The 20,877-nt window shown below is 42.6% G+C and carries 14 protein-coding genes; 8 read left to right on the forward strand and 6 right to left on the reverse strand.

Going from position 1 to position 20,877, the window contains the following annotated elements; translation table 11 throughout:
- Positions 1-553 precede the first annotated feature (553 nt).
- The 3 genes from LC605_RS17025 to LC605_RS17035 form a co-directional block, all read right to left on the reverse strand.
- Complete coding sequence (locus LC605_RS17025) at positions 554-1,384, reverse strand: peptidoglycan-binding domain-containing protein (protein WP_229548701.1); 831 nt, start codon at positions 1,382-1,384, stop codon at positions 554-556.
- A 369-nt stretch (positions 1,385-1,753) separates the two neighbouring features.
- A complete protein-coding gene (locus LC605_RS17030) occupies positions 1,754-3,304 on the reverse strand; it encodes a YcjF family protein (protein WP_229548702.1) in 1,551 nt (516 codons plus the stop codon).
- A gap of 288 nt (positions 3,305-3,592) precedes the next feature.
- Entirely contained in the window at positions 3,593-3,856 is a 264-nt protein-coding gene (locus tag LC605_RS17035; protein ID WP_229548703.1) for a hypothetical protein, read from the reverse strand.
- Positions 3,857-3,964: 108 nt separating this feature from the next.
- On the opposite strand from LC605_RS17035, the gene LC605_RS17040 reads away from it, so the two are divergent.
- Positions 3,965-5,419, forward strand: a complete 1,455-nt coding sequence (locus tag LC605_RS17040) for a carotenoid oxygenase family protein (protein ID WP_229548704.1) — start codon at positions 3,965-3,967, stop codon at positions 5,417-5,419.
- A 664-nt stretch (positions 5,420-6,083) separates the two neighbouring features.
- Complete coding sequence (locus LC605_RS17045; protein WP_229548705.1) at positions 6,084-6,929, forward strand: lysophospholipid acyltransferase family protein; 846 nt, start codon at positions 6,084-6,086, stop codon at positions 6,927-6,929.
- Between the two features lie 200 nt (positions 6,930-7,129).
- On the opposite strand, the gene LC605_RS17050 is transcribed toward LC605_RS17045, so the two are convergent.
- Both LC605_RS17050 and LC605_RS17055 read right to left on the reverse strand, forming a co-directional pair.
- On the reverse strand, positions 7,130-7,390 hold the full coding sequence (locus tag LC605_RS17050; RefSeq protein ID WP_229548706.1) for a MoaD/ThiS family protein: 261 nt from the start codon (positions 7,388-7,390) through the stop codon (positions 7,130-7,132).
- 598 nt (positions 7,391-7,988) lie between these two features.
- Positions 7,989-9,074, reverse strand: coding sequence for a glycosyltransferase family 4 protein (locus LC605_RS17055; RefSeq protein ID WP_229548717.1), 1,086 nt, complete (start codon positions 9,072-9,074; stop codon positions 7,989-7,991).
- Positions 9,075-9,915: 841 nt separating this feature from the next.
- On the opposite strand from LC605_RS17055, the gene LC605_RS17060 reads away from it, so the two are divergent.
- The 3 genes from LC605_RS17060 to LC605_RS17070 all read left to right on the forward strand — a co-directional run bounded on the left by LC605_RS17060 (position 9,916) and on the right by LC605_RS17070 (position 14,027).
- Positions 9,916-10,725 (forward strand): ABC transporter permease, encoded by an 810-nt coding sequence (locus tag LC605_RS17060; protein WP_309143267.1) that lies wholly within the window; start codon positions 9,916-9,918, stop codon positions 10,723-10,725.
- A gap of 672 nt (positions 10,726-11,397) precedes the next feature.
- Entirely contained in the window at positions 11,398-13,236 is a 1,839-nt protein-coding gene (locus LC605_RS17065; protein ID WP_229548707.1) for a bifunctional serine/threonine-protein kinase/formylglycine-generating enzyme family protein, read from the forward strand.
- Between the two features lie 95 nt (positions 13,237-13,331).
- Positions 13,332-14,027, forward strand: coding sequence for a response regulator transcription factor (locus LC605_RS17070; RefSeq protein WP_229548708.1), 696 nt, complete (start codon positions 13,332-13,334; stop codon positions 14,025-14,027).
- Positions 14,028-14,490: 463 nt separating this feature from the next.
- Here the strand turns inward: LC605_RS17070 and LC605_RS17075 are convergent, their stop codons facing one another.
- A complete protein-coding gene (locus LC605_RS17075) occupies positions 14,491-14,775 on the reverse strand; it encodes an Npun_R1517 family heterocyst differentiation transcriptional regulator (protein ID WP_229548709.1) in 285 nt (94 codons plus the stop codon).
- An 890-nt stretch (positions 14,776-15,665) separates the two neighbouring features.
- Here LC605_RS17075 and LC605_RS17080 point away from each other — a divergent pair.
- The 3 genes from LC605_RS17080 (at position 15,666) to LC605_RS17090 (ending at position 20,784) form a co-directional block, all read left to right on the forward strand.
- Entirely contained in the window at positions 15,666-16,025 is a 360-nt protein-coding gene (locus tag LC605_RS17080) for an NAD(P)H-quinone oxidoreductase subunit M (protein WP_229548710.1), read from the forward strand.
- 747 nt (positions 16,026-16,772) lie between these two features.
- Positions 16,773-19,064, forward strand: coding sequence for a PP2C family serine/threonine-protein phosphatase (locus tag LC605_RS17085; protein ID WP_229548711.1), 2,292 nt, complete (start codon positions 16,773-16,775; stop codon positions 19,062-19,064).
- A 148-nt stretch (positions 19,065-19,212) separates the two neighbouring features.
- Positions 19,213-20,784 (forward strand): CHAT domain-containing protein, encoded by a 1,572-nt coding sequence (locus LC605_RS17090; RefSeq protein ID WP_229548712.1) that lies wholly within the window; start codon positions 19,213-19,215, stop codon positions 20,782-20,784.
- Positions 20,785-20,877: the final 93 nt, after the last annotated feature.

A 20,877-nucleotide genomic window follows, 5' to 3' on the forward strand; every position in this document is an offset into this window, starting at 1 on the left:
TACAGACCTAACCCCCAGCCCCTTCCCTGCAAGGGAAGGGGAGTAATATTCAAAGCCTCTCTCCTTTTAGGAGAGAGGTTTGGAGAGAGGTCAAACTGTATTGCATCCAAGCGAGAACCGCTATAATTGGTATGTGATAGCTTGAGACTCAAGCACAGTCAATTGACACTATTGAATAAAGTAGCAATTGATTTCGTGATAATACACCAAGTGTGATATTTTGTTTAGCGACGGGGGGAGCAATGCGATGCGATTTTGTTAGACGACCCCAAAAAAGTGCGATTGAGAAAACTTTAAGCGATCGCCCTAACCCCTGAAAAATCAATCAAACAATAAATTCTTGTTCTCCCGTTGATACATTAATTAAGATTTTTGTCAAGACTAATTAAGATGGGTTTGCCCTGGGGAATATCCCAAATGTGCAAAAACCTTGATAGCCTTCATCCCCTAACCCCTTCTGCCAAACATGGGATTCGGGGAACTAAAATTATGTCTTCCCTCTCCCAAACATGGGAGAGGGGCTGGGGCTGAGGGAAGAGATTTAAGCAAAAATTTACTTTTTATTCCACAGACTTAAAAATGCTTGAGAAATGGCCGGGGTAATCTGACTTTGTAAGTGATTTAGTGCATCACGATGGTTTGCATTGTTGTCATCATAATAAGTAAACAGATTCGTCAGCTTGACAATCTCAGGATTTTGATCATTTGTTCCCCTCCATTTGTTAGTAACTTTGTGTAAAACGTCCTTGGGTAGATTTTGTTGTAAATTATTTAACGCAGCGATGTAAGAAGGATTTTGAGGATTTTTTTTGAATTGGAACCACAAATCTATCAGCTTGAGTTGTGACTGGGGCTGGGGCTGAGGCTTATCTGTTAGACTAGGTTTCTGTAGAATTTGACGCTGTTCAATAGTGGCAATGCCATTTTCAGTTAAACCCTGAGATTTTTGAAATTTCTTGACTGCTGTATAAGTAGCTGGCCCATAAAAAGGCTTGTCTGGAGGAATTTCAGCATTGCTTGCAAAACCGTGAAACTTCAATCTATTCTGAAGCCCTTTGACTGTATCTTCCATTACAGTTCGAGTTTCCGAATCAGCGTTACCATTAACCGTAAGTTTTTGTGAGTACTGTTTCTGAAACTTTTTAATAGCTTCTTCAGTAGGATCATCTGTCAAGGAGTTGTTATTCCGCTTCCAGGGAGCAAATTTAGTCAAATCCGGCTTGGGATCAATCTCAGGAGCTAAATATCCCAGCCCGATCAATATATGACGAATGGCTTCAGGGCTACTAACGGCCATGCTTTTTGGTTCCTTTGCTACTAAACTACCATTTAATGTATCTGGTTTTACAAAAATTAGATAAGTAGGAATAAATAAATCTAACATTTCTTGTTTACAAGGTGTTCCAAAAGTTAAGCGATGTGTAACGACAAGCTGCAACTCTTTGAGACTTTGGGCGTAGGCGAGTACACACTGTGAAAAAGAAAGAGCGATCGCTCTTTCTCAACTATTGATGATAAGTAGGTTGGCGCAATTAAAGTTAACTGGCTAAGGCTGTCATTTGTCATTGGTCATTGGTCATTTGTCATTAGTAAAGGTTTTAAGCTTATTTACGTTTCGTAACATACTTGACTTTTTTCAGCAAACCCTACTTATAGCAGTCCGATTTGATTTATGAACAAAATTAAGTATTTGTAGGGTGCGTTAGCGACAGCGTAACGCACCCTACGTGTCATTGGTTTATAGTTATTGAGATTATTCTTTAGTTTCTTCTTCCTCCATCGACTCACTTTTATCTGTCAACGGCTTCACTACGCGTGCGATCGCTTCTTGAATAAAAGCCTTGATAAATTCATCTCTGCGATTAATTTGAAACTGTCGCTGTACAACTTCCGTCATCCCACCATCACCCCAATCTTGGTCATGACGAAAATATTCAATGAAACTCTTACCCGCAATTCGCGTTAAATAAGCTGCTGTCACGCCTTGGATCGCCCTACCAATAATAAAGGTGGCAACATTAAGTTGTAAAGCTGTAGATAATAATTGAATCGCTCCTTTAACAATACCCAAACTGGCGATGGTTTTCGCTAAAGAAAGGGCTAACTCTCGTCCCCGTTCCATATTTAATTCACAGCCGTAGACTCTGCCAATTTCCACAACCATTTGAGCGTTGACTGCGGCTGTCGCCAATAAATCTACAACTGGTATCGGCGTGACTGATACTACACCAGCACCAATCCATTGAAACCGTTCGACGATTTTGTCAGCTTGACGGCGACGTTGGCCATCGATGAGTTTTCGCGCCTCGTCTCCCAATCGCAGAGATTGTAAAAGAATATTATCCGCTACTAAATCTTCACCTTCGGCGCGTAAAACCGCAGCCGTGCGCCGCAGTAACGGCACAATATCTGGTTCCGGCTGAAAGGTTTCGCCACTTTCTAGTTTTGCAGGTTGAGGATTAGCAGCGATCGCTACTACATCATTAGTAGCAATAAATCCCCGTACCCGTTGACGCAATCTAGCAAGGATGGATTCTTTATCTTCATCTGTATATAAATCAGTTTTGTTAAGAACTAGGAGCGATCGCTTGCCAATTTCTGCCAACCCCTGTAACGGCTCATATTCTGAGCGTCGTAAATCATTATCCACTACAAACAACAGTAAATCTGCTTCCGTTGCCAGTTCTCGCGCCATTTGTTCTCGTTCCGTTCCCGCCACCCCTGCTTCTAAAATCCCTGGCGTATCTGTAATTAAAATCTTGCGTTCTAATCCTTTCAACCGCAAACAATAGGTTTCTCCAACTTGAGTTGTACCCATTGGTGCATCCACCTGACCAACCATGCGTCCCATAATCGCATTTACCAGGGAAGTTTTACCGGCACTCCCCGTACCAAATACCACTACTTGAATTTCGCCCCGTGCTAAGTTTGCTTCAATCTCTCGCGATCGGCTTAATAAAGCTTGACGTGCTACTTCATCTTGAATTTGCCCTACCTGTTGCTTTACAGCCTGGAGAGTTGTAGAAGCAGCGTCAGATTTAGCAGCAGGAATTTGTGCCGCAGTCACTCGCTTCGGGTTGCGGCGCGATCGCTTTGACCCAGATCGCATCACCAGTACATAATAGACAAAAGCTGCAACCAACGCTCCAATCAGGATAATCAGCAATAACAGCAGCAAATTGCCTAGCAACGGCGAATAGGACAATTGCCAATAGAGGCGTGATAGGGAATCAATTAGCCATAGGGCTAGCCCCAAAATGACGATCAGACCAACAATCAGCGTTACTATCCGTGACAGAGGCATGGCTGGGAAAGATTAGTAAGTATTTAGTAGGCAGATGCTTCTAATCTTAATAGTTTCAGCATTTTTTACCAGAGTAGTGAGAAAGAGCTTTTGTTAAACCAACAACGCTTATATATTGCAATACGCTTGGGTTAAGCATTTCTTTCTTCTCTTTCTTTGCGTCCTTGGCGTCCTTGGCGGTTCGTTAAAAAAATTGACTTTGGCAAAGAGTTTTAGCCTTAACTGAACTGTATTGTTATATATTGGACTTTGGACAAGGGGATGAAAGGCGTCTAGGTTAACGGAATTTTATCGTAAAGATTTCCCATGACCCGATTGCTGGGATGAAGCTTTCCTCGTTCTCATGCAGAGTATCGGAACGAGAAAAATGCCATTGTCAGCCGATGCAATGCCATTGTCAGTCGGTGCAATGCCATTGTCAGTCGGTGCAATGCCATTGTCAGTCGGTGCAATGCCATTGTCAGTCGGTACAATGCCATTGTCAGTGGATGCAATCCTATTGTCAGTCGATGCAATGCTATTGTCAGTCGATGCAATGCTATTGCAGGTCAAAAGACTTGTGTACAACCATTGTAGCCCCGCAAGCGGGGAGGGGATTAAAAAATTGCAACAATGTAAGAATGCAATTATCTACATCAATGTGGCAAGTAATATTTTAAAATGCATACTATTACTAAAAAGTCAACAAAAAAAGCTTGGGCAAGTGCGATCGCAGAACCAGCAAAAGAATTTCCCCTCACCCAACTGTCAATTATTTTTGGCAAAGTCCCAGATGGCTTGCGTGGCACTCTTTACCGCAATGGCCCGGGTCGGCTAGAACGCGGTGGCAATCCTGTGGGACACTGGTTTGATGGAGATGGGGCAATTCTCGCAGTCCATTTCACGGATGGAGGAGTCACCGGAGTTTATCGCTATGTGCAAACAGCAGAATATCAAGCTGAAACTCAAGCCGATAGCTTTCTTTATGGTATCTATGGGATGCATAGGCCAGGGCCCATCTGGAAGCGCTGGGGTCAAAAGATTAAGAATGCAGCAAATACGTCAGTGTTGGCTTTACCTGATAAACTGTTGGCTTTATGGGAAGTAAGCAATCCTTATGCCCTTGATTTGCAAACTTTAGAAACCAAGGGATTGGATGATTTAGGTGCTTTGGATAACGGATTACCTTATTCTGCTCATTACAAGCGTGATTCCCAAACAGGCGAGATTTTTAACTTTGGAATCAGTATCGGAAGTTCTGTACAACTGAATCTCTACAAAAGCGATGCTACTGGCAAAATTATCCAAAAAACTGCTTTTAAGCTAGATCGCTACTCTATCATGCATGATTTTGTTTTAACTCAAAGATATCTGGTGTTTTTCATGCCACCGATGCGGATGAAAATGCTGTCACTGATGCTAGGTATGACTACATTTAGTGAATCTCTGTTGTGGGAACCTCAGTTAGGAACCCAGGTATTAATCTTTGATCGGGAAAACTTATCCTTAGTTAGTCGTGGTGAAACTGATCCCTGGTTTAATTGGCATTTTGGCAATGGCTATGAAGATCAAGACGGTTCCGTGATTGTGGACATGGTGCGATATGCAGATTTTCACCAAACTAATGAGTATCTCAGAGAATTCGCAACTGGTGAGACGCACGCAGTTCCTAGAGGAACATTGTGGCAAGTACGTCTCAATCCTCAAACTGGCAAAGTGACAGCAATACAGGAAGTTGTCAACCGCAAGTGTGAATTTCCTGTAGTGCAGCGATGCCAAGTTGGGCAACCTTGGCGCTATACTTACATATCATTAATGCCCCAAAGAGGGGATATAGACAAAGAATGGTTCGGTGCGATCGCCCGCTTCGACTACAAAACCGAAACCCTCATCGAAGCAGACTTAGGAGAAAACCGCTATCCCTCAGAACCCATCCATGCCGAAGACGCCCACAACCCTGATCAAGGCTGGGTATTAACCGTTGTATACGATGGGAATTCTCATAGTAGCGAAGTCTGGGTATTTGATAGCGATCGCTTGGATGAAGAACCCATTTGCAAACTAGGATTACCTAACGTTATTCCCCACAGCTTCCACGGCACTTGGAACCCAACAATTAATTCACCTTGTACCTAACCCCCTTCCTGACGCTTTAAGCTACGGTGTAAACGCAAATCTGTAGCGGTTCTCCCTTGGGTGCAGTACAGTTTTGACCTCTCTCCAAACCTCTCTCCTAAGAGGAGAGAGGCTTTGAATCTTATAGGACTTACGCAACTGGCATATTATTTTGAGTTTGTAGTGAATGCGAGTGCGTCTCGTTGGCGTGGTCACTGAGTTTACGGTGACTTGTACTGAGCGTAGTCGAAGTAGCGCAGTCGAACTGCGTAGTCGAAGTGCAGCCTAAGAAGAGAACAGAGGACTTTAGTCCTCTTTCATCAGGGCTGTTCGCGGAGCGTTCCCGTAGGGTAGCCCTTACTACAAACTAAAAGCTTTTATTTTTTGTGACACTTGCGTAAGTCCTATCTTACTCCCCTTCCCTTGAAGGGAAGGGGCTGGGGGTTAGGTCTGTATTCCATGCAATGCATAGATCCGATCGCTTTTAAAAAAATCTCTGCCATCTGACCAATGACAAATGACAACTTAGGCAGTTAGCTTTAATTGCGACGACCTACTTAGACTCACCAAATTAATCGCTGTGATGTAGCAATGGTTAGGCGATCGCTGACTTAAAATTAAACAGAACCAGGTTATATCTAATAAAGGATTGTTTGAACTTTGCCAATCCTGTTAGAATGCATCGATGTCAAAAAAGCAACATCTCTTAAACACAAAACCCGGTTGGTCTTTGGATGAGCGAGATCCAAAGTTCATAGAATCTCTGATGCCCCTGTTGGGCTTTTTGTATCACTACTATTTTCGAGTTCAAACTAGTGGCTGGGATAATATTCCATCGCAACAAAAAGTCCTATTTGTTGGTTCGCACAATGGGGGACTCGCTGCGCCCGATATGGCAATGATGATGTACGACTGGTTTCAACGATTTGGTGTCGAGCAACCCATTTATGGTTTGATGCATCCCAAGGCTTGGCAGGTTAGCCAGCCACTAGCGCAACTAGCCGCTAAGGCTGGAGCAATCATCGCTCATCCAAAAATGGCTTACACTGCCTTGCACTCTGGATCTAGTGTGCTAGTTTATCCAGGTGGAGCCGAAGATGTCTTCCGACCACATTCTTTACGTAACAAAATCTACTTGGCAAGACGGCAAGGATTTATCAAGTTAGCGTTACGGGAAAATGTGCCGATTGTACCTGTAATTTCCTGGGGCGCTCACGATACGCTGATTGTGATCGCTGACTGCTACAAAATTGTGCAGCAACTGCACGAGTGGGGGATGCCTTGGCTGTTTGGGATTGACCCAGAAGTTTTTCCGATCTATCTTGGGCTGCCTTGGGGATTAGCAATTGGCCCGTTACCCAACATTCCATTACCTGTGAATATGTACACGCGGATTTGTCCACCAATTGCATTTGAACGCTACGGGCCTGAAGCAGCCAGCGATCGCCACTATGTCAATGAATGTTATGAATTAGTTGTTAGTCAGATGCAGCAACAGTTAGATCACTTAGTGAACCTAACTGCTAAGTAGGTAGGCGCAATTAAAGTTAACTGGCTAAGGCTATCATTTGTTATTCGTCATTTGTCATTAGTAAGGGTTTTAAGGTTATTTACGTTTCATAACATACTTGAATTTTTTCGCACCAACGTACTTAAGTCCTCAAATTCCTGACAATTTCATCCTTTTACCCCTGGTATGTTCGGATTTTTTCAATACTCCTAACTTTTTTCCTAGCCGCCGCTAACTGGTGGAATCAGCACGACTTCATCCCCATCTTGTAGTAGGGTATCCGGCTCGACAAATATTAGATTAATCCCAAAACGGGTGAGATCACGCCATTGGGAGAGTTCAGGGTGTTCAACTATGAGGCGATCGCATACTGCTTTGACTGGCATACTTTTGCTAAATTCCAGCACCAGTTCCGAAACTCTAAAGGCTTCTTGATAAGCAGCGAACAACTTGACGGTAACGGTGATTGCAGATTTAGACATATCACATACTTTAGCAGTACTAGCAAGTAGGTTAATATTTGACAAGCACTCTGAATTGTTGGGGTTAATTATACCCTATAAGTAGGTCGGCGCAATTAAAGCTAACTGGCTAAGGCTGTCATTTGTCCTTTGTCATTAGTCAATAGTAAAGATTTTAAGGCTATTTACGTTTCGTAACATACTTTTATTTTTTTGCGCCAACTTACTTATCATGTCCAGATAATCAGTTATGATTCCCAGAGTTATTGCACCCGTAAGAGCAAGAGGCTTGCTGATCAATTGGGCGAGTTGAAATCATCACCCATCCCAATACTGCTCGGATAAGCTCTTGAGGCTGGCGTTGCAGGGGAGGCAAAAATCAACGCCAGCCTCCATTTCTCCCCCGGCTATTGAACAGCTTGCCTCAACCAAGAAATTCCAAAACCTACGCAGTATTGTCACCCATCCCTCATTTTCAGGGGGATTGGGTGATCTCTTGTGCGTAAGTTTTAATTAGAAAAAGCTTTTCCGTAAAGGGACAGAGGAAAGCTTTGTTTGTCTTCCCCTAAACTGTGCAAATTCCATTGGCCAGGGTTGTAAAATTACATGAATGCGATATTTAAATGCGATCGCTAGCCAAATCAACCAAACTGTGAAAACGCCCATTTTGAGAAAATCGTTCTGCTATTATTTGTTGATAAACGGCTTCATACCCATCAGTCATATGCTCAACGCTGAAAAGGTTTTCGACATACTGGCGACAGGTATAGCGGTCTAACTCTATCACCCGATCAATAGCACTGATGCACTCTTGAATATTATTGCAGAGGAAACCCGTCTTGCCGTGGGAAATTACCTCCTGAGTAGACCCCAATTTCATTGCAATCACTGGCGTACCCGAAGCCATTGACTCAATCATCACTAATCCAAAAGGTTCTCGCCAAGTTATGGGGAACAGAGTTGCTACCGCACCTCCCATCAGAGCATTTTTTTGAACATGGTTGGCTTCACCCAGATACTCAATTTGTTCACCGTCAATGTGGGGTTTAATTTCCTTCTCAAAGTATTCAGCATCAACGACATCTATCTTACCTGCCATTTTCAAATGCCAACCAGCAACTTTTGCAATTTCTATGGCTAAGTGCGGTCCCTTCTCTGGAGATATCCGACCTAAAAACGCCAGGTAGGGCGGATCTTTTGGTTGGGAGTGAAACTCATAACTGCTAACATCAATCCCGTTGTAGACCGTCGCTATACAGTTCAACCCTAATCTTGGTTCCCGTTGTGCATTAGAAATATTGACGTAGGGTTGTTTTTTCCCAAAACTAAACATCTTTTCGTTGTCAGGGTTAAAAGTACCGTGCAACGTGTGAACCGTAGGGGTTGTGACGAGATTTGCGTAAGCTAAAGCCCCATGTCCGACATGGGAGTGAATAATATCAAACTCTTCTGCGCGTTCATAAACTGAAGCTAGATTCAGCATCTCGTAAATGCTGTAATCTTTGATCGTAGTATCGAGTCTGAGGGCACGGGGATGAACTGACGTTAGTGTTCCCAGACTAATAGAATCTCCCGATGCAAATAAAGTTACTTCGTGTCCGCGTCGGACTAATTCATCGGTCAGTAAGCCCACCACTAACTCTACACCACCATAAGCTGGAGGTGGAACTCTCTCCCACAATGGAGCTATTTGAGCAATTCGCATCATAAACCTCCTAACAAATAAAACTTGAATTAGAAGTTTCTTCTTTCTGTTATTGTAGTGCTTGTAATTGTTCCACTTGGCATCAGAAAGTAACTTCAGATATTAAACTTATCAACAATTTCCTTCAAATCTTATGCTTTTACTTCTATATTTTTCGTCTATCCTAGTACGGAAATTACCCACTCCTAAAGAGGTAAATCCATTCTAATTTCTTAATTTTTAGTGATTCGGTAAAGTTTTAAATATAATTCTTTTTAGAAATAGGAATTTCATCTAATCGTCAAAATCTCAGCTAAATGGTGATAATTAGCGAAAAATATCTAATATCGCTTGCCAATTATTTAGTTTACAAATTTTAATTAAAGAATAAAGTGCGCAGATATTCTTTGGGCGGCTTTCCGTACTCTAAAGAATAACCTGTAGCCGCTCAATTGGTAAATTTTTTTAAAGGAGGTAGTTTGAAATCAGAAGGGGATTTCCCTTTTCCCTGTTGACCGTTCTGACAATTCAGGTTATATGGAAAAGTCCACCAAAAACCTAACCCCCTAACCCCCTTGTAGCGTTGGGGAGTAAGATTCAAAGCCTCTCTTCTCTCAATACGGTTCACAAAAGGGCTGAAACTCTTTTTTTTACGTAGACGCAAACGCGAGTGCGTCTGGTAAGAGTTGCGGCTTGTCGCAGGCTACCACTCCAGGCGCAGAGAACATAGAGAGAAGGAGGAAATGCTTAACCCAAGTGTATTGTCTCTCCTCTTAGGAGAGAGGTCAGAGTGTATTGACTCATTGACATATTGCATGAGGTATGATGTTTTGTATTGCTATTAATAAAATCACATATAATCGTGAATATCTCTCCATCTCTCAAAAAACCGCGTGTCTTATGGCAGGCGGTTTTCTCACTGCTGATATTTGTGTTCATGTACCTGCCTATACTGGTACTAGGGTTTTATAGCTTCAATCGGTCGCCCTACAGCGCAAGTTGGCAAGGATTCACTCTCGATTGGTATCGCAAGTTGTTCAGTGACGATCGCATCTTATCAGCTTTGCAAAACAGTATGATAGTTGCTAGTTGTGCCGTAGCAATTTCAGCAGTGCTGGGAACCTTGATGGCAGTTGGGTTGGCCCGTTACGAATTTCCTGGTAAGAAATTGTATTGGGGTGTTGCTTACCTACCATTGATTATTCCTGATATTGCGATCGCAGTGGCTACCCTAGTATGTCTAGCAGCCTTTGCCATACCTTTAAGTTTGTGGACAATAGTTGCAGCCCATGTAGTGTTTTGTCTCGCCTACGTCGGACTTGTGGTTGCTTCCCGACTGACCAATTTAGATCCCCACTTAGAAGAAGCAGCACTAGATTTAGGCGCTACACCAACGCAAGCTTTCATCAAAGTATTATTACCTCAATTAATGCCTGGAATTTTAGCTGGTTGTCTCTTGGCTTTTGTTCTCAGCTTAGATGACTTTCTCATTGCCAGTTTTACTGCTGGTAGTGGTTCTAACACCTTACCGATGGAAATTTTTAGCCGGATTAGAACAGGAGTCAAGCCTGATATTAACGCACTCAGTGTCATGTTAATTTCAGTCTCTGCGATCGTTGCTTTTATCGCTGAATTAATCCGCGCTTCTGGAGAGAACAAAAATTTCAAATAAGAATTGTAATTCGCAATAAAAATTATCGGTGATTTGGTTCTTTGTGAACTTTTTGGATAGTGAACAACAGCTATATTAATATGCAGGGTGTATTAGAGGAGGTTGTTTGAAAAGTATTAGGCGAATATAATTCGCTACTACACAAACTCTCATCCATCTTTCCTTCGCACCTACGCGAACGTGGACTAACGAAAAATTAAGGTTTTTAACCGAGTACTGTGGGTTTAAATCCCTCGGTTCAATAAATAAGCAAGTTTTGGGTCGGGGTCTAAATCCCCGGACGCTCTCTACGAGACGCTCTGCGCGTTCGCAGACTCGCTTTTGGCGTCGCTAACACAAAACTTAATTACGAATTATTTTAACCTGCGTAGGCAGGTTTTGTTTGTGTAGCCGTGACTTCTAGTCGCCAGGGCTAGTAATAAATTAGACTTTTCAAACAACCTCTTAAGCTTGCCATGACTCACCAATATTACGGCAATATACCGTACCTTCTGCTAACACAGTGTCCTCATATAGATAAGTAAATAAATTCTATTTATTCATTCTTCTATCCTCGTGTAAAAGATAGTTTGAAACACATGAATAAACTTCCGTGTTCGCTTCTCTACATAACTGTTTTCAATTAGATAATATTGGGGCTAACTTTGGAGAAGATGCTATTTCCCTCTGATTATGCAAATCTGCCAAAATCCCAATTGCTCAAATCCATTCAACTCTGATAGCAATAGATTTTGCGTGAGTTGCGGACAAAGCAACTTTGGCAAACTTCTCAGAAACCGTTACCGTGTATTGACACTTTTAGGTGAAGGTGGATTTAGTAGAACCTATGCTACAGAAGATGTAGACAGACTAAACGCCCCTTGCGTCATCAAGCAATTCTTCCCGCAGTTTCAGGGAACAGGACAACGCACCAAAGCCGCAGAATTTTTTAAAGAAGAGGCTTTTCGATTGTATGAACTGGGAGAAAATCATACGCAAATTCCCAGGTTACTAGCTTATTTTGAACAAGGAGCTAGCTTATATCTCGTACAAGAATTTATTCAAGGAAAAACCCTCTTACAAGAAGTTCAGCAACAAATCTACGATGAACAACAAATTTGGGAACTTTTAGCCGATTTATTGCCAGTTCTGGAATTCATTCATCGCCATAACGTCATTCATCGGGATATCAAACCAGAAAATATTATCCGCCGTGCAAGTGATAAAAAGCCCGTATTAATTGACTTTGGCGGTGCTAAACAGGTAACACAAACCAGTATAGGAAGACAAGCTACAGTAATTTATACCCTTGGTTATGCCCCAACTGAACAAATGGCTGGATTTGCTTGTCATGGCAGTGATTTGTATGCTTTGGGTGTAACTTGTGTGCGTCTTTTAACTCAATGTTTGCCTTTGCAGGATGCTTCTGGACAGGTTAATGATCCTATTTATGATGCAATGAATGCTAAATGGTTGTGGCGCGAACATTTACATAAAAAAGGTATTACTATCAGCGACGACTTAGGGAAAATTTTAGATAAATTACTCAAGCATTTACCAAGTGAAAGGTATCAAACAGCAGTAGAAGTTATCAAAGATTTGAAGTTTGCAACATCAAACATTGAACCTGTTGCCCTAAAAATTGTTTCGATGCCTCAATCTATATTATTGCCGCTACCACAAAAAGTAATCGTACCATTACCCCCCTTAGAAACCTTTGAATTTGACGTAGTGACAGTAGACACAGGTGGTAGAGAAGTAAACCGCATTAATTGCAATGCAAATTTATTTGCTGAAGAATTGAGTAAGTCTGTGACATTAGAAATGGTATCAATTCCTGGTGGTACTTACATGATGGGTTCACCAGAATTTGAAGGGGATGCTGAGGAACGTCCTCAACATCTAGTTACCGTGGAACCATTTTTTATGGGGAAATTTCCCATAACTCAAGCACAATGGAGAGTAGTCGCAGCTTTACCTAAAGTTAAACAAGCTTTAAATCCCCATCCATCGAAATTCAAAGGTTTAGATAGACCAGTGGAAAATGTATCTTGGTATGAGGCTGTAGAATTCTGTCTCAGGCTATCAGAAAAAACTGGACGCGACTATCGTTTACCAAGTGAAGCTGAATGGGAATATGCTTGTCGTGCTGGAACTACAACATCTTTCCACTTTGGCGAAACCATTACCCCTGAGTTAGTCAGCTGCACTATGGAACCAAAAAGCAAATTTCGTAAAGAAACAACAAATGTCGGTAGTTTTGAAGTCGCTAACGCCTTCGGATTGTACGATATGCACGGGCTAGTTTGGGAATGGTGTGCTGATTCGTGGCACAACAATTACAACGACGCACCTTTCGATGGAACAGCTTGGGAAGTTGGTGGTGATATGCATCGCCGGGTGCTACGCGGTGGTTCTTGGAGTTTCAGTGCAGAACTTTGTCGCAGCGCCAGTCGTAGCTGGAATGAGTCAGATGGTGGACTGAGAATTTGTGGTTTTAGAGTAGTATTTTCGGTAGAGGAGATTATTTAGCAATTTAATTTAGCCAAGCTGCAAACTTCTAGCTCCTGATCAATGCCTGCCAACTTTCGCTAAATTGGAAAAAGGAAAACTCAAGGAAATTTTAAATGTCAGCACAATTGTTACTGGTGGATGACGAACCAGGGATACGGGAAGCCGTGAAAGACTATTTGCAAGAGAGCGGTTTCAGCGTTCAAGTCGCCAGTAACGCCCTTGAAGGTTGGGAATGGATGCAGATGAATACACCTGATTTAGTGATTTCCGATGTCATGATGCCCCAGGTAGATGGCTATCAGTTCCTCAAGCAAGTGCGAGAAGATCCCCGCTTTCAGGCACTGCCGGTAGTATTTTTAACTGCTAAAGGGATGACAGGCGATCGCATCCAAGGCTATCACGCTGGTGTTGATGCCTATCTTCCCAAACCCTTTGATCCAGATGAGTTAGTAGCTATAGTCGAAAATTTGCTAGCCCGCCGCGCCGCTAAGGCCGCAACTACTGGAGATGACGGTGAAACCCCTGATCTTGCTGAACTAGCCAATCAGATTGCCCAAATTAAGGCATTGTTAACTCAAAGAAATGCCATTTCCCAATCGCCAGCCCCTTTCAAAATTGATTTGACCCCTAGGGAACAAAGTGTTTTAAATTTGGTCGCTGAAGGATTGATGAACAAAGAAATCGCCCGTCGCTTAGAAACCAGTGTCCGTAATGTAGAAAAGTACGTCAGTCGTTTGTTTAGTAAAACTGGCACTAATAGCCGTACAGAGTTAGTTCGTTTTGCTTTAGAACACGGTTTGGCTAAATAGTTATTGGGCACTTGTACTCCCCTTAAGAGCGGGACGCACTCGCCTTCGACTACGCAGTCGAGGTAAGTCGTTGGCGCAGCCTCTCGTAGAGAAGTGCAGCCTCTGGTAGAGTTGTATTAGGCATGGTTATTTTCCTTGTCCCCTTGTCTCCTTGTCCCCCCTTGCTCCTCGGTAATTCGTAATCGGTAACTGGCTCTAAACCATAACCGAGTTTTAATCAAAACTCGGTAAAATGCACCCGGCTGAATTTGCTCTTAGATTCTACCAGTACTCTTTGCTACAAAGTTTTCAATAGCGGAAACTGTTCCTGAGACTTTGTGCTGCGAAATAAGACTTTTACAAAGTAGAAATCACAATATTTAATGAATTCTACTTGCTGCTTAGTTTCTATGGCAACGGGGGTATGGGATCAAGATTTGATTTGATGCCCAATTCACGCTTTTTCAATACTTAAATTACACCTTTAGATTTGAGAATTGTCAGCAGCATTACGCAAGCGCATTAGCTGGCGTCGCATTGGAGGTGAGGCTTTAAACTCAGACACAGCTTGCGCTTTAACGGATGCTTGCAGCGTCTCTAGAAAGTCATCACAACCTTCAGTTAATGCATCAAGTAGCACCTGTAATAGTTGTTCGCGATCGCCCAATAGACTCTTTTCCTCAATCAACCGGAATTTGAGATGTATTTCACACTCATAAACACCTACTTCGAGATTATTTATCTGGCGTGGTAATGCTTTGGAGTTCATAGCTATTGAGATTCCTTTACTTGGTGGTCATGAGGGTAAGGAGGTAGATGTCCAGCAAAATTCTTTATATCTTTTTTGAATCTAAAGTGCTTGAATTAAGAATTTTTCTTCATCAATTACCTTTGTATTCCATTTCACTCTCCTGTGTCTTATTTTCAAGTTAAATTTTTACTCTCTAGATTTTGATGTTCCTGTGCCAGATATAGCTTATGGTAAGCCATAACTATTATTCAGTTTTTAAAATTCTACACAATAAAGTTTCTGTAAGAAGTTGTTCGACCTTTTTAAAGGTTTTTACACGAACTTTATGTGAACGTCAACAACAGTTTGACTTGTTACTCTAATTTTGGTGTTTATACGTAAGTAAAATCCCTGATTTTTGCGAAGTTTATTAAAGCCAGAGGTGGATGTAGCCTGATTCAGTAAAATTACTAGATGTACGTTTTTTTTCAATAGGAAATTCCGAAGAAATTGATCAGTATAATTATCAAGGTAAAAATTTTTGTTCTGCATAAAAAAATGTATCCAGATAAAATTATTCCGGCGAGTGCCTTACCCTACGGTCTTTTGACCTTGATGAGTACAAAAATTTGAGCAGGAGATCAGATGATTACACCGCTTTAACTTGTTTGTGTACGCTAAACGAAAATACTCTAGCCAGTAATTTTTACATAAAAATAATTTGACTACTGTCAGTACTAGCAACTAAATTTGTCTTCAACTCCTAAGAGAAGTAGTAAGCTAATCAGTACAGGTGATATTTTTACTTATGCCTATTCAATATACCCTTTTGAAACTGCGTTCAAAGCTTGTAAATTGAGAGCATTCAAGCGTTAGATATAGCGTCTACAATAATTTCAGTGTAATCCACCCAAATCTTACACCCTTTTATGGATAACCCAATGCTGCTCAAGTCCACGACCCGCCATGTCCGCATTTTTGCAGGTGAAATTGACCGGGATGGCGAATTGGTTCCTAGTCAACAAGTCTTAACGTTAGATATTGACCCAGATAACGAATTTAATTGGAATGAAGATGCACTACAAAAAGTTTATCGAAAATTTGATGAACTAGTAGAAGCATCTAGTGGTGCTGACCTTACAGACTATAACTTACGCCGTGTAGGGTCAGACTTAGAGCATTATCTGCGATCGCTCCTGCAACTCGGCGAACTCAGTTACAATCTCTCTGCTCGTGTTACCAATTACAGCATGGGAGTCCCCCAAGTTGCAATTGACGACAAACAATAAGCCAATGAGTTGGTAGGTGTCTGGCTGAACCCTTGTGACAATTCAGGTCACGTGGAAAAGCTAATGATTAACCTAACCCCCTAACCCCTTTCCCGACGCGGGAAGGGGGAAAATTCCAAATCCGTGTGCAGTGTAGACCAATACGGTTCACAAAAGGGCTAAAACTCTTTTTCTTTAACGAACCGCAGAGGCGCAGAGCGCACAGAGAGAAGAAAGAGAGAGGGAAGAAATGCTTAACCCAAGTGTATTGCAGTATAGACCACGCGGTAGGGAACATTGCTGTGCCCTGACGACAGATGTGGTTCAAAAAATATATGAGAACTGCTGTAATTCACCAGCTACTTTTGCCAAAATTATATTTGCTATTCTTAATTCTTAATTAAAGTTAATTTTTGCATCCTAACTTATAAACTAAATAAATACCAACATTCTCTGCCTTTTGATCATGGGGTAATTCGGCAAAAGTAAATAGCGCAGTTATGGTTGGGTTATGCTTTGGTAACAGGGTTGGAGTTAGTTGCTTTGGCGATGGAGAGTCGCACGGCAATAGAAGCTATGATGAGGCTATAGGGTTGACTTGGGAGCGTATTCTTTGGATAAGTAAGTATTAGCACCTGCTGATATCCACCAGCTAAAATCATCATCATCTAAAGTCCGAGTATGTCAAGTTTAAGAAAGATGAGCGGTCTAGATTATCCCTAATAATGCTGTTAAAGAAATTGCCAATCGCTTCCCCGTGCGAAAACTATGGAAAATGACGCGGCAACGCTCCACTGTCCAAATGAAGATTGTCAGGCTGCCAACCCCCTGACTCACAAGTTTTGCCTGCGATGTTCCACACCGCTACCGAAAAATTATCTCTGGGCTGTGGTAGATGGCCCGAGTGTGGGTAGCCTTGGAGAAATATTAGCCGATCGCTATTTAGTCGTTGATAAATTTGTTGTTTTAGATACAAAACCTGGTTTATTAACGTTAACGCCTGAGTTACATAATTTGCAGCCTCTAAAAGCTTACCTGAGACTGATTCCCTACCGGTTACACGTACCGCAGGTATATGGAGTGCTTTTTCTCGCTGACGGCCCCTCCCATCGAGAAATATTACTCTTAGAAAAACCTCCACTATTAAAACTGCCACTATTAGCAGACGATACAATCCAACCAGTGCAGTTGAGCAGCGAGTTAACCACCGCTTGGGGTGATGCAACATCGATGCGCCAACTCAATTGGTTATGGCAAATAGCTCATCTGTGGCAACCCCTTGCAAATGAAGGTGTGGCCTCTAGCTTGCTTGAATCCTATGTCTTACGAGTAGAAGGGCCATTAGTACGTTTGTTGGATTTGCGTTTCGATACCGGAATACCACCAGAATTGCCGCAATTAGGCGAATTTTGGCAGCAGTTAGTTAGTGATGCTAAACCAGCGATAACTGAATTTGTGAATCAGGTTAGCCTTTGGTTAATTGAGGGAGAGATTAACTCAACCGATCAATTAATCACAGTTTTAGACCAGGGACTGGCACAATTAGGGCGATCGCAAACACCCACAATCAAAATTATCACCAAAACCGATACCGGGCCAAATCGCCAACGCAACGAAGATGCCTGTAGCCCCCCCAGTGGAACTTTCGTGAGCAAACCACCCCAGCCAACAGCCTTAGCAATTGTCTGTGATGGCATCGGTGGGCACGAAGGTGGTAATGTCGCCTCCAATTTAGCTATTGAAGCGATCCAACAGCAGGTACAGCAACTCACAAAAGTTCCCTACGACCACATAGATCCCTCACTGCTGCTGAATGACCTAGAAAAAGCAGTAGCAATTGCCAATGACAAAATTAGTCAGCGCAATGACAGTGAAAATCGCCAAGGGCGTCAGCGTATGGGTACGACTTTAGTCATGGCATTGCCTGTTGCACATGAAATGTACATTACCCACGTTGGCGATAGTCGTGCTTACTGGATAACACGCCACGGCTGTTATCAAGTGACCCTCGATGATGATGTCGCTTCCCGCGAAGTGCGGCTAGGTTATGCCATTTATCGCGACGCTGTGCAACAGAGTGCTGCTGGCTCTCTCGTCCAGGCTTTGGGCATGGGGCCCAGTACTTCATTACATCCCACATCGGCACGGTTCATGCTCGACGAAGATGCTGTTTTTCTTCTCACATCTGATGGTTTGAGTGATTTTGATCGGGTAGAGGAGTGCTGGGAAACAGAAATCTTGCCAATTCTAGTTGGAGAAGCAAAGATCGCAAATGTTGTGGATAAATTAGTTGAAATCGCTAATGCTAAAAATGGACACGATAATGTCACCGTCGCTTTAGTCCACTATCAAGTTCAATACTGGGAACCAGAGATCACGATCAAAGCAGTCATTCCAGAGACATATTCCGCCAAAACTGTTGATTTAGCGTCCAAAGCCACAGATGGGACAGTTTTAGGTAGCTCAAACCACAAAACTCAAGTGATTCCCGAAAAGGAGCCTGTCAAAACTTTCCAATTACCGCTACAGTGGATAGTCCCGTTAATATTTGTGATCGCAGTAGGGGTTTTAGGATTGTTCGTGAAGCAACTGCGATCGCAATCAGGGAAATTTCCCATTTTTTCCAATCCCTTACAAACTCAAAACCCGACTATCGAAGAGACACCCACAGAGCGATCGCTTCAGAACCTTTCTCCTGGTTGGGTAATTCAAACCAACAATCAAATCCCCTTGCCAAACAAGCAATTTCTTCCCCGTGGAAGTTTTTTAGAAGTTATCAACACAAAACCAAGTTCTAAACCAAGTTCTGGGGGTTTGGAAGTGTATATGCGGCTCTGTGCAAATAAAAGCACACAAATTCCAGCTAAAGCTAATAATTCAACAGTAAATACCTCAGTTCCACCAAATTCAAAACCTTTGCCAGCAACAATATTGCTAGACTTCTCCAAACTAAAGCCTTCGAGCGTCTCTGTTTTAGAATCAAACGCAGCAAATCCATGTACAACCGCCACGCCACCCCCAGGGATTCAATCACCTGCACCTGACACCAGTCCAACTTAAATCTTATACAGGGTAAACTGGTAAAAACCTGAAATAATAACAGGTAGCAACCAGAGTGAAAATTTACAAGGTCAAAAAGTAGAAAATTTTTACCTTGAATAATTGTTATTTGAAATTATTTGTTTTTAGCTTTTAGTTTAATGAATCCATGCCATCCCTGAATTTGGCGATCGCCCGTCTGTTAAACACTGGCACTGACAATTTCGCCATTTGGGTGGTCAAGGCTCCCTATCCCAGTGGCTACGTCTTACGTGACTGTATGTGGCCTGTAGAACTGACCCAAGTCTGGCAAGAATGGCAGCAGATGTTTGCTGGTCATGGTCGCCTAGATATTTCCCCAAACTCAACATCTCAAAAGTCCAACCCATTCCCCATAGATTGGATTTCATCCCCTTCAGGTCAGACCACTGGCCCCTACAGCAGTCGTCTAATGCAATACTTGGGAATGAATTTATGGCGCTGGGTATTTGATGGGCAAATTCTTGGTAGTCTAGAACGTAGTCGCGGTATTGCTATGGGTCAGCATACACGTTTGCGCTTTCGGCTAGAAATTCGTGACCCGGATCTCATCGCTTTCCCTTGGGAAATTATGCAGCGTGAGCCGGGTCAATCGGCGATGTCTCTTTCTCAAGATTTGCTATTTAGTCGCACCAGCACTGAAGTTGATGCCTTACCATATTTGCGAACTGACCAGGCTTTAAGTATCCTGCTGGTTTTAGGTCATGATCAAAACCTACAACTGGAACAAGAAGCTGCTATCTTACAGCAAACTCTTGTAGATACGCCCGTCGGTGGTAGATATGCACCTTGTATAGTAAATCAACTCTTACAACCAACTCCACAGGAGTTAATTCAAGAATTAGAAACCAAAGCATACAATGTTTTGTTTTACGCTGGACATGGTTTGCCAGATCCAGACGGTGGGTTACTGTTTTTGCAACCAGACAAGCCCCTTAATGGCATAGAATTGGCGCAAGTTTTGACCCGCACAGGGGTGAAACTAGCAGTTTTCAACGCCTGTTGGGGCGCACAACCAGCTGCGATCAATCATCAAGCTATCCCTGCTAGTAGTTTAGCAGAAGTACTAATTCGTCATGGCGTGCCTGCGGTTTTGGCAATGCGCGACGAAATCGCTGACCACGAAAGCCACAGTTTTATTCAAGCCTTTACCGAAGCTTTGCGATCGCACAAGCCAATTGATGAAGCCGTAGCACAGGCTAGGCAAGAGTTGCTAACACTGTATAAATTTAATCAACCTGCTTGGACTTTGCCTGTTCTCTATTTGCATCCAGATTTTAATGGCGAACTCATTAAGAACCTGGATGAAGGGATTACGGAACTACCAGACACAGGTATTCCTGATGTCGGTTCCTCCCTTCCCATTGCTTCTTTGCGATCGCTGACCTCAGAAGGTAAAACCTGGTTCTTGCGTTATGGAGTCACCCGCATCGGTCGCACAAAAGACAATGATATTGTCATCCCCGAACCATCTGTATCCAAGCGCCACGCCGAAATTTTTTGCCGCAATACTCTTACTGATTCTACATTGGTACGAACTTACTACTTGCAAGATTTTTCCACCTACGGGACAACCTGGTTTTTAGGCCCTAATGGTTGGCAACAAATCCTCCGCGAGGAAGTCCCCTTGAAATCGGGGATGCAGTTAAAGTTTGGAAGTGCTAGAGGAGAAACTTGGGAGTTTGTCGTTGAAGACTCCTAGCAGAGCTATTGCAGAAATTGATTTTCATCTTAAGCATCAGCTTTGAAAATCTATTTTTCCTGTAGAAAAAATCAACTATTTTTGCGGAAATCT

Source organism: Nostoc sp. CHAB 5836, assembly GCF_020829445.1.
In the GTDB taxonomy this organism is placed as follows: Bacteria; Cyanobacteriota; Cyanobacteriia; order Cyanobacteriales; family Nostocaceae; genus Nostoc.